This window comes from Streptomyces sp. NPDC096079 (assembly GCF_040303145.1).
Lineage (GTDB): Bacteria > Actinomycetota > Actinomycetes > Streptomycetales > Streptomycetaceae > Streptomyces.
Genome location: NZ_JBEOST010000016.1, coordinates 93119 through 107032 on the forward strand (window position 1 = coordinate 93119; position 13914 = coordinate 107032).

A 13914-nucleotide genomic window follows, 5' to 3' on the forward strand; every position below is an offset into this window, starting at 1 on the left:
CGTCATCGCATGGACGGGATTTGACCGCACCTGGGGGCATCGTACCTGCGCAAGGGGTGCGTGCTTAAGGAGAAGCGCATGATCCGGAAGCAGTGACCCTGGGTGATCGCCGGGGCTCGCCGAAGGGGGAGAGTTGACTCCCGAAGGGGTCCGGGGAGGGCTTCCGAGGGCAGAACGAAGCCCCCGATCACGGGGGAACAACCGGGGGCTTCGTGTCTGCGGCGGCTCCGAAAAGCCGCACATTCAGAACGTAAGACCTGTACGCCCCCTGGGTCAAGCGAAGTTGAGGCACTTGCGGAGGGCGGACTCCGTGCCCTCAGATCACGGACAGAACGCCCTCACTGTGCGTGATGATCTGGTGCGCGCCCGCTGTCACGGACGGCCCGGGAAGCCAGTCGTAACCCTCCTGGCGCTCCCGTACCAGGGTGTCGGCGAAGGCCCGGGACGGGTCCTCGGCGAAGTGGCGAGTCTCCGCCACGGTCCAGCCGTCCCAGAACGCGGCCTGCTCCGGCCCGTCCCGCCGACGCCCGCGCGCCCAGGACTCCTCGGGTCCGCGCTCCATCCACAGCAGCCACGCCAGGAACGGCCGCACCGCCCGCCGGCCCGCGCCGACGCCCTCGACGAGGACCACCGGCGCCGGCGGCAGCGCCCGTGCCTCCCCGAAGCGCCGCAGCCGCCAGTCGTACGGCCGGTAGGAGGCGGTCTCGCCCCGCGAGAGCGGCTCCAGGACCTGGCCCCGCAGGCGGTCCGTCCATCCGAAGAGCTCCTCGTGCGTGGCGAGGTCGTCGAGGTGGAGGACGGGCGCGTCGCCCAGGGCCGCGGAGAGACGGGCCGCGAGCGTGGACTTGCCGGAGCCCGCGTGGCCGTCGACCGCGATCAGCCGGACCGGCCCGCAGGAGGGCGGCAGCCGGAGCAGCGCGTGCGCCGCGCGGTCGAGGTCGTTCATGGCCCCAGGGTAGGGGAGTGGGGGACCGCCGCAGGTCAGGGAGGTGCCGCCATCAGTGGTAGAGACCAATATTGGTACGGCGACGCGGCGCGAAGTGCTGGCGGAAGCCCCGCGGGAGCCGGGATAGTGGGCCCGCGCAGCCCCGTCCGTCCACCGGTGCGGAGGTCCCGTACGCCCACGCCCCGGCCCTTCCGTACGCCCATCGTTCTCGACTGGGGGTCACCGCCCATGACCAGCTCCACCCCGCGCAGAACCGTCCTCGCCGCGGCGCTCGCGGCCGCCGCGGCGGCGGCCACCACCGGCCGCGCCACAGCCGCGGGCCCGGCCTCGGCCACCGCCTCCGCCCCCCGCCACGCCCCGGCCGCCGGGCTCGTCGACAACAGCTTCTGGTCCTCGTACACGGACTGGAGGCGCGGCACGGCCGACGGCACGAAGGCGGTCGCCGGCCGCCGTCCCGGCCTCGTCCTCGTCGCCCCCGCCGGGCTCGTCGACTACACCGACCCGCACACCGGCCGCACCTCCGCCTGGGAGTACGCGAGCTGGACCTCCCCCGTCCACACCCCGGCCGTCCCCGCGACCGAGGTCATCGCCTCCTGGAACGCCGTCACGCCACCCGGCACCTGGATCCAGGTCGAACTCTCCGGCACGTACTCCGACGCCACCGCCACCCCCTGGTACGTGCTCGGCCGCTGGGCCTCCGGCGACGACGACATCCGGCGCACCTCGGTCGACGACCAGACCGACGGCAGAAGCACCGTCTGGACCGACACCTTCGCGATCGACGACCCGGCGAGCGGCCTGCGGCTGAGCGCGTACCGCCTCCGCCTGACCCTCTACCGCACCCCGGGCAGCGCCCTCACCCCGACCGTCCGGCGGCTGGGCGCGATGGCCTCCGACATCCCGGACCGCTTCACGGTCCCGGCCTCCGAGCCCGGCCTCGCGCACGAGCTGGAGGTCCCGCGCTACTCCCAGAACACCCACGTCGGCCAGTACCCCGAGTACGACAACGGGGGAGAGGCCTGGTGCAGCCCGACCTCCTCCCAGATGATCGTCGAGTACTGGGGGCGCCGGCCCACGGCCGAGCAGCTGGCCTGGGTGAACCCGGCCTTCGCCGACCCACAGGTCTGCCACGCGGCCCGCTTCACGTACGACCACCAGTACGAGGGCTGCGGCAACTGGCCGTTCAACGCCGCGTACGCGGCCACCTACCCGGACATGAACGCCGCGGTCACCCGCCTCCGCTCGCTCACCGAACTCGAAGCCCTCGTCGCGGCGGGCATCCCGGCCATAACGTCCCAGTCCTTCCGCAAGGAGGAACTGACCGGAGCCGGCTACGGCACCTCGGGCCACCTGATGACGGTCATCGGCTTCACCCCGGACGGCGACGTCATCGCCAACGACCCGGCCTCCCCCGACAACGCGGCGGTCCGCCGGGTGTACGCGCGGCGCGAGTGGGAGAACATCTGGCTCCGCACGAAGCGCTACGACGCGAACGGCAAGGTCCGAAGCGGCACCGGCGGAGTCTGCTACGTCTACTGGCCGGCCAAGCCGACACCGGGTCAGCGCGGGGTGCTGCGGGCGCTCGGTCTGTGGTGAGCGGGTGCTGACCCGCGGCCGTCCCGGCGGTCCGACGGCACGTGCGGCGCGGCCCCGCCGGGCCTCGTGCCGGGAACGGCGAAGGCCGCCGGATCGCTCCGGCGGCCTTCGCTTCGTCCTACTTCAGTGGTGTCACGCCCAGGGGTCCCGGCCCGCATCGGCGATCCGGCGCCTCTCCCGACGCGTCAGGAACCGAGGGGAGGAAGCCCCCCACATCGGCGTGCCGGACAGCGGGTGGCCGGGGTCCTCCTCCCGGAAGGCGCGGAGGAGGAACTCCACCATGCCGCAGTCGTACAGCCGCCAGGCGTCCTTGTCCCGCTCGTACACGAGCACGGGCCAGGCGTCCGGGCTTCCTTCCGCCCGCAGCCAGCAGAGCATGTCCGCCGTGCCGTTCACGGCCCAGGCCAGAATCCGCTCCGGATCCGCGTCGACTCCCTGGATTCCCTCCAGTTCCTCCCACAGCTCCTGAGCCACCGCCGTCTCGTCGGCCATCGCACCTTCCGGCCGCTCCGACGCACCCAGCGCGGGCTCGAAGACCGCGAGGAAGTTCTCGATGGAACCGGCACCGTAGTGCCGCACGAACTCCTTGTAGTCCGCGGGGAACCGAAAGCCCCAGGCGCTTTCGGTCGTGTCCCAGTCGATGTCCGCGCCGGCTCCGGAATGCGGAGGCATCAGCGACAGCAACTCATCGATCGACATCCCGATCTCCTCCACTATCTCGTGTTCCCCCTCGGTATCGGCCTGCCCTGTGAGTCGGACTGGCGACCCAGGTTGAGCTGCGGCGAAGGCTGGAACTCATTCGCCACGGACTTGTTGTCGATCAGCTTCGACCGGACGCCGTTGCGCCAGATCGTCGCGTCGAGCTTGTACTCGTAGGGGATGGTCCGGGGCCCGTCGTACATCGGCGTCACCTTGTACTCGATGACCACCCCCGCCTTCGAACCCTCGTCCTTCACCATCTTCTCGTAGTAGCGCATGTTCTCGTCGATCCGGTGGATCGTGCCCTTGGTCCAGTAGAAGTTCGTCGGGCGAGCACACGTGGACAGGTTCTTCGGTTCGGTTCCCGATCCTCCGAGCGTGCCGGCGAAGAGGTGACAGGCGTTGATGGCCCGCTCCGCGTCGAGGTCGGTGTTGTCCTCGATGAACTTCTGCGCCCAGCGGTAGGCCTTCGCCTTGTCGGGGTTCGCCTTCGTCCCCTCCTTGATCCGGTCCTTGTTGAGGCAGGCCGTGATGCCCGTCGGCCGGTCGCCGTTGCCGGTGTCCAGGGTTCCGTAGTCGATCGTCTGCTGGCCCCTGCTGACGCAGTCGCGCGAGTCGTCCTGATCGGTGCCCCCACCCGGGTTGGCGCCAGGGGCGCCGTGGGTGTCCGGGGTCGTGTCCGGGGTGAAGCCGTTGTCCTGGCCCGTCAGCATGTCCAGCAGGCTCAGCCCGCCGACGATCAGGTCCCAGCCCTTCTTCGGGTCCCAGCCGCCGTCCTTGTCCGGATCCCAGTCGATCTTGGGGATGTGGCGCGGTGCGGGGATCGGGTGCGGGCCCCGGTTGGGGTTCTGCGGGATGGGCGGCTTCGGCGGCTTGACCGGGCGGTCGACCCGGGGATTGCCCCTCGGCCCCTGCGGTCCCCGCGGTCCCTGCGGGCCCCTGGGGCCGCAGTTGATGCACGGGCCCCGGCCGTCACCGGTCCGGACGTTGCCGTTGCCGCGGTTGGACGAGTTCGTGCGGTACGGCTGGTACGGGTAGTTGATCGAGGGGTTGTACCCGGTGGTGCTGGTGGCCGCCGTGCTGAACGACCAGGGCAGCTCCCAGTGCAGGTCCAGGTCCCAGGTGTACGAGTGCGACGAGACCTGCTGGTAGGTCGCCCAGCTGGCGATGGCGCCGATCGCGGCGGCCACCAGGAGGGCTTCTCCGGCACACACGTCCCAGATGCAGTGACCACTCGGGTCCGTGCTGTTGAGCGGGCCGCCGAAACCGTAGGAGTAGCGGTTCGCGTGCTGCCCCGACCGGCTCGCGTCGAGCTGCCAGGTGTCGCGGCCGGTGAAGCCGCCGGTTCCGGGCTGGTACCAGCGGGCGGCCATGTTGACCTCGCCGGTGGAGCTGTCCGTCCAGCCCGACTGGTAGCCGAGGGAAGGGTTGGAGCCTGCCGACGCGGTCACGTTGCCGAAGGCGTCGTACGCGCGGGACGAGGAGACCGCGGTGCCGTCCGCGGTGAGGTTCGCGACCACGTCCGTGTGCTGGTCCGTGACCGCGAGACGGGCGGAGCCCGCCGTCCCCGTCACCGCGCCGGCGAGCAGCGTTCCGCCGGGGGTGCGGCTGTAGGTGGACGTGCCGTCCTTGACGAGGTTGTTGGAGCCGCCGTCGTAGCCGAAGGCGGTGCCGTTGTGGGTCATGACCCGGTCGAGCGAGTCGTACGTGAAGGTGCTGGTGCCGTTGTTGACCGTCCGCTCGAAGGCGTCCGAGTTGATCGTGCGAGCGGGGCCCGCGGTGTCCGTGATGCCCTTGACCGTGCCGCGTGCGGAGTAGTCGAAGGTCTGGGTGCCCCAGGTCTGGAGCCGGTTGCGGGAGTCGTACGTCCCGGTGACGTTCCCCTTCTTGGTGAGGTTGCCGGCCTTGTCCCACTCGAAGGCGGTGGTGGTGCCCCCGCTGGTCTCCGAGGTCATCCGGCCCGCGAGGTCGTAGGCGTACGTCTCCGCGCCCGCTCCGGCCGTGCCCGACGCGGTCCTCCTGACCAGGCGGTCGTCGAGGTCGTACGCGTAGGCCGTGCCCTGGACCGCGGTGCCCGTGCCGGTCTTCGTGACGCTGTCGTCCGCGAGGCGGCCCAGCGCATCGTAGGTGTACGAACGCTTCGAGCCGACCGTCCAGCCGCCGCCGGCGGCGGGGCGTGCGTACTCGTCGGCGGTCGGTCGCCCGGCCGCGTCGTAGTCGCTGCGCACCTGGGTGCCGGTGAGCGGGTCGGTCGCCGTGTCGAGGCGGCCGGCGGTGTCGTAGGTGAAGGCCGTCCGGCCCGCCGCGTCGGTGCGGGAGGTCATCTGGCCGTCCGCGTCGTACGCGTAGGACGAGGTGCCGCCCGGACCGTCCGTCGCCAGGAGCTGGCCGCGGTCGTTGTAGGTGTACGTGTTGCCCGCGAGGACCCCGTCGCCGGCAACGCCGGTCAGACGCCCGGCGAGGTCGTAGGAGAGCGAGCGGGGACGGGTGGCCACGGCGGTGCCGGAGCCGGTCTCGGCGGTGAGCCGGTCCAGGTCGTCGTACGTCTTCTGACGCTTGACGTTGCCGGGGAGCAGCTCGGTGACGAGCCGGGCCGCAGCGTCGTAGACGTTCGTCCACGTGCGGTTGCTCAGGCCCGGGTGGAGGGTCGTGCTCGGTTCGATCGTCGACTCGGGCAGGCCCCACGCGTTGAACGTGTAGTACGTGGCCTTGCCGCGGCCGTCGGTCAGGCGCGTGCGGTTGCCCGCGGCGTCGTAGCCGAAGGTCGTCGTGATCGAGTCGGCTGCCGTGGAGTTGACGGGTTCGACCTGCTGGGTGAGCCGGCCGAGCGCGTCGTAGGCGTACGTGCGGCGCGCGCCGCCGGCCGACACGGACGCGGTGACGTTGCCGTCGGCGTCGTACTCGGTCGTGGTCGTGCGCAGGGCCGTCGTGCCGGTCCCGTAGTCGGACGTCGAGAGCGGCTTGCCCGCGAGGTCGTACGCGGTGACGGTCTTGCGGCCGGTCGCGTCCTTGGTCTCGGTCTGGCGGCCGAGGCCGTCGTACACGGCGCTGCTGACGCCGCCGCCCGGGTCGGTGACCGTCAGGGCCTGGCCGGCCTTGTCATAGGTCGCGCCGGCGATCCGCCCACCGGGGGTGGTCGAGGAGACCTGGTTGCCCGCGTCGTCCCAGGTGAAGCGGGAGACGAGGTTCTGGAGGGTGGGCTTGCGCTCGACCGTGGTGGCGGTCAGCTTGCGGCCCAGCTCGTCGTAGGTGGACTCGGTGCGTGCTCCTGTCGGGTCGGTCGCGGAGAGCGGCAGACCGGTCGGGGTCCAGGTGTAGGTGGAGACACCGCCGCCGGACAGGGCGGTGGAGGTGCCGTCGAGGGAGGTGGTGCCCTGGGCCGTCAGGCCCTGCGTGCCGGCGACCGCGGGGTCGGTCCTGCTGACCAGCCGGCCCATCTGGTCGTACGCGTAGTACGTCGCGCGGCCCAGCGGGTCGGTGGTGGACGCCGTGTTGCCGAGGGCGTCGTACGTCGTGCGCGAGACGGCCGTGACGGCCGTGGTCGCGCCCGGCGGGGTGTAGTCGGGCAGGGTGACCGCGACGGGGCGGCCCAGTTTGTCGGTCTCCGTCCTGGTCACCAGACCGCGCGGGTCACGCGACTCGGTGACCTCGCCGAAGGTGTTGTAGCCGACGAGGGACTTGGGGGTGACGGCCGCGGCCGCACCGCCGTTCTCCTCGGCCTGCACCTGCGGCGCGGTCGCCTCGACCAGACGGCCCAGCTCGTCGAACCGGCCCGTGCTGGTGATGCCGCGCGGGCTGGTCTGGGTCAGCTGGAGACCGCGCTGGTCGAACGTGGCGGAGGAGACCCGGGTCGCGGTGCCGTCGGTGAGCGTCTCCTTCTTCGGGTTGCCCACCGCGTCGTACTCGGTGGTCGAGGTCACCTTCTTGCCGGTGCCGTCGACGGACCGGGTCTGCTCGGTGAGCCGGCCCTCGGTGTCGTAGGCGAACGTGGCGACCCGGTTCAGGCCGTTGGGGTCGAACACCGAGCGGGTGGTGCGTCCCAGGGCATCGATCGTGTGGACGGTCGTACGGCTGCCGGCCGCGGTCTCCGAGACCGCGTTGCCCGCGCCGTCGTAGACCGTCGACCCGAGGAGGACGTCCTTCGTGGAGCCGTTGGCCTGGGTGACCCGCTTCGCGGTCGCCGTGGCCTGGAGGCCGTCGTCGTAGTAGGTGAAGGCGGTGGTGGCGCCCATGGCGTCCGTCGACGAGGCCAGTCGGCCCGCCGGGTCGTACGCCTTCGATTCCAGCACCAGGTCGCGGGTCTGGCCGGACGGGTCGCCGGTCCAGTTCTTCAGCACCGACTCGGCGACCTGACCGCGCTTGGTGTACGTGGTCGTCACGACGTTGCCCGCGGGGTCCGTCGCGCTGATCACGCGGCCCAGGGCGTCGTGCGCGAACGTCGACTCGTTGCCGGCCGCGTCCGTCACGCTGTCGTTGAGGCCCCGCGTGTCGTAGTGGTGGGTGGTGGTGCGGGTGGCGTCGCCGCCGGTGGTGTCCTCCGTCGATTCGGTGAGCAGCCGCCCGTCGGCGTCGTAGGTGCGGCCGACGCGGGCGGTGTGGGTGACGCCGGTGATCTCGTTCCTGACGCCAGGACCGGTCTCGGCGACGACACGGGACAGGGCGTTGTAGGAGTAGGTGGTGGTGACGCCGGCGGGGGTGCTGTCGGAGACCTGGGTCTCGGTCAGCTTCCGGCCGATGCCGTCGTAGGTGTAGGTCGTCACCACGCCGGACGGGCTGGTCGACTTCGCCAGGTCGCCGGACGCGGAGTACGCGTACGCGACGGTGGCGCCACCGGCGCTCTTCTTCGTGGCGACCAGCCCGGCCGGGGTGGTCCCGCCGCCCACCGCGGGCTCCGTGCCCGTGGTGTACGTCGTCGACGCCGTGCGGCCGTCGGCCAGCGTGACCGTGTCGGTCAGGCCGAGCGCGGTGTACGAGGTCGTCGTCCGGTAGCGGTTGTCCGCCGCGCCGGAGGAACGGCCGTCGCGGACCGCGGTCTGCTTGCCGTTGCGCGGGTCCAGCTTGTCCGCGGGGTTGTCGTAGTACTCCGCGAAGGAGGTCCAGCAGGAGTTCGCGTCCCGGCAGGTCGTCGTGGAGACGGTGTTGCCGCGCTCGTCGTGACCGGTGATCGTCGCGTGACCGTTGGGGTCCGTGACCGTGTGCAGGAAGCCGCCGGTGTCGTACGCGTACGTGGTGACACCGCCGTCCGCGTCCGTCGAGGCCGTGCGGCGCTGGCCGCGGACCGCGTCGAACGTGCTGGACGTCTTCGCGCCCATCGGGTCGGTGACCGTCACCGTCGAGGACAGGGAGGAACCCGAGGCGTGGGCGCGTGCGCCGTAGTGGCGGGCGACCTGGTCACCGGTGAGGGGCCGCGGGTAGACCGCGACCTCGTCGATCTGGCCGGTGAGGTACTGCACGCCGTCGCCCGGCGACGCGGGCCACCAGGAGGTGTAGCCGGCGCCGATGTAGGCGCGCTGGTTGGTCTCGTGCGTGACCGGCGTGGTGGTGGTCTGGGCGACCTGGGCGCCGTCGAGGTACAGCGTGTGGGTGGAACCCAGCGCCGTCACCACCGCGTGGTGCCACTCGTTGTCCGTGACCGTGTTCGGTGAGGTGTTGGTCGCCGCGACGCCCCGGGTGAAGTACTGGCCGTGCAGCTTGCCGTCCGAGCCGACGTACAGGACGGGCGCGTAGCCCACGGCGTCCGGGAGCGGCTTCTCCTGGTCGCTGAAGAGCACGCCGGGCTTGGCGGTCCTGAACCACAGCTCGACCGACAGGTCGGTGTTCGGCAGGTGTCCGCCCGGCAGTTCGGCCCACCCCGCGCCCGCGAACTCCGCCGCGGTGCGGTCGCCGGACCCGAACGCGCCGGGCTTGCCCGGCGTCGCCTTGGTGTAGGTGCCGTTGGCGCCGACGGCGGCGACCTTGTTCACGACGGTCGTGCCACCCGACTCGTCCAGCTGCCAGTAGCCGGCCGGGGCGTCCGCCATCACGACGCCCTCGTACTGGTCGCCGTTGCCGGAGACCAGGCGGGTGCGGGCCTTGAAGTGGTCCGCGACGGCCTGGGCGTCCAGCTCCTTGGAGTAGAACGCGGCCTCGTCGAGCTGGCCGCTGAAGTAGCGGGTGGCCGGGGACTGGGAGTCCCAGGCCTCGCTGGAGTAGCCGCCGCCGAGGTAGGCGTAGCTCAGGGTCTCCGGCTTCACCGTGCCGGACTGCGAGCCCACCTTCACGCCGTCGAGGTACAGCGACTGGCCGGTGGGACCGCCGGTGAGCACCGTGTGGTGCCACTTGTTGTCGGTGACCTTCACGCCGCCCATGACCGGCCAGCCCGCGGAGGGACCGGTCCAGAAGTGGCCGCGCAGCTTGCCGTCCGCGTCGATGACCAGGCTCGGGTTCCACATCTGCGGAGTGGTGCCCAGCTCGGTGTTCTGCAGCGCGAGCAGGACTCCGCTCGGCTTGTCCGTGCGGAACCACATCTCCACGGAGAGAGAAGAGGCACCCGCGATCGACTCGCTCGGCACCGAGACGGCGCCCTTGCCGCCGTCGAGGGTGATCGCGCCGTCGTCGCCGTCGAGGAACGCGCCGACGCCCCCGAGGGCGACGCCCTCGCGGTAGGAGCCGTTGCCGCCGGCGGACATCTCGTCGGCCGCGGCGGCGCCGCCGCTGTCGCCGAAGCGCCAGTAGTTGACCGGCGAGGAGGCCAGGACCGCGTCGCTGTAGGCCTGCGAGCCCGCGGAGTACCGCGGCTCGGAGATCTGCCAGACGCCGCCGTTCTCGTCCGTCACCTTCGTCGCACGGCCGGTGTCGCCGTCGTACTCGACCTGAGCGCTCACCCGGCCGGACGGGAGGGTGGACCTGGTCAGCTTCGATCCGCCCGTACGGGCGTCGAAGCGGGCCTTGATCGCCCCGGCGTCGAGGGCGCGGTGGTAGACCGCGACCTCGTCCATGAGGCCTTTGTAGTAGCGCGTGCCGTACGTGCCGGCGCCGTCCCACGACTGGTCGGTGAAGCCGCCGCCGAGGTAGGCGTACGTCTTGGTGGAGTGGCTGACGGGACCCGCGAGGGTGCCGATGGCCTGACCGTCGAGGTACAGGGTCTGGCCGGTGCCGGAGCTGGTCAGCGCCGCATGGTGCCAGGCGTTGTCGGTGACGGTGGCCGTGGAGGTGATCGGGACGAGACCCCCGTTGGCCTTCTCGAAGGCTCCGCGCAGCTTGCCCGCCGAGTCGACGGCGAGCACGGGGTTGTAGACGTTGGGGTGCGTCGGGCCCAGCGGGTCGTCCTGGAAGCCGACGAGGACCCCGTTGGGCGTGTCCGTCTTGAACCACAGCTCCACCGACAGCACGGTGGAGGAGGCCAGCGCGGACTCCGGCAGCTCCACGGAGGAGTTGGTGCCGTTGAAGGAGACCGCCTTGTTGCCGGTCGCGCCGAGCACGCCCGCGGACCCGAGGGTCACGTCGCGGTAGTGGCCGGCGCTCAGGCCGGTGCGGGAGACCGCCTCACTGACCGCGGACTCGCCCTCGGCCTCGTTCAGCCGCCAGTAGCCGACCGGGTCGGCGTCCTGCACCATGCCCCGGTACTGCGAGCCGGCCGTGTACTCGTACGTCGAGCACGCGGTGGTCGAATCCGGCGGGCAGACCTTGGTCAGCTGGTCGCCGGTGTACGTGTACGACCACTTCAGCGCCGGAGCGAGCGGGCCGACGGCGTCGGTGGACACCGAGGCGACGTGCGCGCCGCTCCAGGTGAACGTCAGCGCGCGCTTGGACAGCGCGTCGGTGGCCTTGGTCAGCTTGCCGGACGTGTACGTGAGGAGCTGCTCACGGCCGTGACCGTCCTTGACCTTGGTCAGACGGCCCGTCGCGTCGAAGGTGAACAGGGCCGCGCTCGCGTCGCGCAGGGTCCAGCCCCCGCCGGTGACGGCGGTCAGGACGCCGAGCGAGCCGGACGGCGCGCTGTACGTGCCGTCGCTATTCCTGCCGAAGCGGACCTGGCTGCCGCTGTCGAGGGTGATGACGACGCTGCCGTCGGGCTCGGCGACCGCCCGCATGTCCCAGCGCGTCGCCCAGCCGGCACCGAAGGCGTTCGCCCGGCGCGGGTCCTGGGAGTTGTAGGTGCGCGTGACCGCGAGCTCGGGACCCACGGTCGGTACGGCGGCGTCGGTGGCGGCGGTGGCGTAGTTGCCGGCCCGCTCGCCGAACGACCGGCCGCTGTCCGCACCGCCGAGGTGCGAGGTGATGACGGGCTGCGGGACCTGCGTGGTCAGGATCGACGGGGCGGTCCGGGAGGACTGGTCCTTGCCGTCGTTGGCGTACGCGTACCAGGCGTAGGTCTTGGCCCAGCTGAGCCAGCCGCTCGGCACCGTCCAGCTCTCGGAGGGAGCGTGGGTGTTGCCGCGGCAGTTCTTCCTGGTGTCCTTGCCCTCGACCTCGCAGACCTCGAACTGGTAGGTCAGCGAGCTCGGGGACTTGTCCCGGTCGGTGGCCGTGGCCCACAGGGTCGGGTTGAGCGTGTCGACCACGGTGCCGCTGGGCGGGGCCGCGGCGGTGAGGTACGGGGGTGCGTTGACCGCGTCGAAGCGGACCGCGGGGCCCGGGACCCCGTCGTCGACGAAGCTCCGTACGCCGTACTCGTCCATGGTCCACTGGACGGTGTACGTGCCGGGTGCCAGCGGTGCGATGTGCGCGTCGACGGTGGCCGAGCCGCCCGGGGCGACGTCGTAGGGCATCGGCGTCCACCGGATCTTGCTCCAGTAGTCACCGCCCACCTTGTTGCCGTTGGCGTCGAACAGGTCGTAGCGCAGCTTGTAGTTGCTGGTCTTCCCCCAGGTCTCGCGCCCCTGGTTGGTGACGGTGACCTTGAAGACGCCGTCCGCGGTGGCCGTCGGGGGCTGGACGAAGCCGCCCAGGCCGTACGTCGCCCCGTACTTCGACCAGGTGACGTCGAGGCTGGGCTTGCCGTCGGGGTAGTTGTCGGAGCCGAACTGCTTCCAGGTCCTGGAGTCGTCCGTGGCCGCCTTCACCGCCAGGCCGTAGTTGGCCTTGCGCCCGTGCGTCCAGTCGTCGACCAGCTTGCGGCCCGACTCGCCGAGCGGAATCGACTCCCACGCGGGCCCGCAGGACCAGGTGTTCGTGCCCGCCGGGCGCCACGCGTGCGCGAAGGACTTGGAGCCCAGGGCGCCGCCGGTGGCGGGACCGGGGTAGCTGTTGGTGCTGCCCTCGGACCAGTTCGACGTGATCTCGTGGACCGTCACCGGCCGTGCGGTGCACGAGTACGACCAGGTGTTGTACAGGCTCAGGTTCGCATGGAGGACGTATGCGTTCTTGAGGGTGGTGTCCAGGCCGTTGAACTTCAGGAACGAGGCCGCCTTGTGGCCGCCCCCGTCGTACGTGCCGACCTTGAGTTCGGGGGCGCTGGAGAAGTTCGTGCTGTACGGCGACTCGACGTAGGTGCCGGAAGCCGCCTGCATGCCGTCCACGGACGGGTCGACCTTGACGGGGAAGACCCGCTCGGGGGCCGATAGCCACGTCCGGTCGAGCTTGACGACCAGGACCTGGCGGGAACCCTCGCGGACGAGGTCGTAGGTGACGCCGGACGAGATGACGCCCTCGTGGGAGTTCGGCGCCTGCTTCGAGTCCTCCATCCAGCCGGCGGGCATCCGGCCCTGCGGGCGGCCCGCGGTGTCGTCGAAGACGACACCGCCGTGGCCGTCGAGCTTCGCCGTGAGGCCCTTGAGCGCCAGCGGGAACCGCCACTCGGTGGGCGCGCCCTTGTCCTTGAGGATCAGCGTCTCCTTGACGGAGTCGCTGCCGGCGATCAGTTCGACGTCCGCCGAGGGGCGCACGTCCGGATACGTGATCACACTGCCGTCCACCCGGCCCCGCGAGCGGGCCGCGCCCTCGATCGCGTAGCCGATCCCGGCGGTGCCGTCGACGCCCACACCCAGGCGCACGAACGTTTCCGCATCCGCGAACTCGGAGAAGTAGACCTTGTCCTCGGTCGACCGGGCCTGCCAGCCGGATCCCGGGGTCTCCTCGGTGCGCACCAGCGGGGACGACGGCGTCAGGCGGGTGTCGATCGCCTTCCACGTGCCGTCGTCGCCACGGAAGTTGACCGGCTCGTTGTAGTGCCGGGTCGTGAAGGTGCCGTCGGGGTTGACGAACGTACGCGCGTCGGCGGCCCGCTTGCCCGGCACCTCCACACTGGTCTTGGGGTCGAAGCCCTTGGGCGCGCCCCGGCGGGGCGACGGGACCTTCACGTAGGAGGTCAGCGGCGTCCCGGGCGCCTTGCCCAGCTGCAGCCGCGTGGTGCCCGAGTCGGGCGCGAGTTCACCGGGCGCCCTCAACGCGCCGCCGCGGCCACCGGACGCGGTCGCGTCCGTGGCGTCGCCCGAGGCGCTGTGTCCGCGCCAGCGGGCCGAACCCCAGCCCTGCTCGGGTATGTCGCCGGCGCCTGGGCCGGATCTCGCGGCAGACCAGCGGCCGACGGCCGCGGCTGCCTGCTCCGTGCCCACGAGCACGGTCATGGTGATCGCCATGGATATGACGAGTGGACGGGTGATACGCACCGCTTTGGCCCCCACAGGATTGATCAGTCGGGGGCAGTCCTATCCGGACTCACAGGAAACTCACAAATATTGACTGGAAACCGA

Annotated in this window: 4 protein-coding genes; 1 reads left to right on the forward strand and 3 read right to left on the reverse strand. The window is 71.3% G+C overall.

What is annotated here, in order from left to right; translation table 11 throughout:
* Positions 1-316: 316 nt before the first annotated feature.
* Positions 317-946: a uridine kinase family protein gene (locus ABTY59_RS27610; protein WP_352021742.1), complete on the reverse strand. Its 630-nt coding sequence runs from the start codon at positions 944-946 to the stop codon at positions 317-319.
* Between the two features lie 228 nt (positions 947-1174).
* On the opposite strand from ABTY59_RS27610, the gene ABTY59_RS27615 reads away from it, so the two are divergent.
* Positions 1175-2542: a C39 family peptidase gene (locus tag ABTY59_RS27615; RefSeq protein WP_352021743.1), complete on the forward strand. Its 1368-nt coding sequence runs from the start codon at positions 1175-1177 to the stop codon at positions 2540-2542.
* Between the two features lie 132 nt (positions 2543-2674).
* Here the strand turns inward: ABTY59_RS27615 and ABTY59_RS27620 are convergent, their stop codons facing one another.
* Positions 2675-3241 (reverse strand): SMI1/KNR4 family protein, encoded by a 567-nt coding sequence (locus ABTY59_RS27620; protein ID WP_352021744.1) that lies wholly within the window; start codon positions 3239-3241, stop codon positions 2675-2677.
* A 14-nt stretch (positions 3242-3255) separates the two neighbouring features.
* Positions 3256-13800, reverse strand: coding sequence for a LamG-like jellyroll fold domain-containing protein (locus ABTY59_RS27625; RefSeq protein ID WP_352021745.1), 10545 nt, complete (start codon positions 13798-13800; stop codon positions 3256-3258).
* Positions 13801-13914 lie beyond the last annotated feature (114 nt).

Bases quoted from the DNA above. Each gene is read 5' to 3' on its own strand.
- ABTY59_RS27620 (WP_352021744.1), bottom strand. From the start codon at position 3,241: ATGTCGATCGATGAGTTGCTGTCGCTGATGCCTCCGCATTCCGGAGCC.
- ABTY59_RS27625 (WP_352021745.1), bottom strand. From the start codon at position 13,800: ATGGCGATCACCATGACCGTGCTCGTGGGCACGGAGCAGGCAGCCGCG.
- ABTY59_RS27615 (WP_352021743.1), top strand. From the start codon at position 1,175: ATGACCAGCTCCACCCCGCGCAGAACCGTCCTCGCCGCGGCGCTCGCG.
- ABTY59_RS27610 (WP_352021742.1), bottom strand. From the start codon at position 946: ATGAACGACCTCGACCGCGCGGCGCACGCGCTGCTCCGGCTGCCGCCC.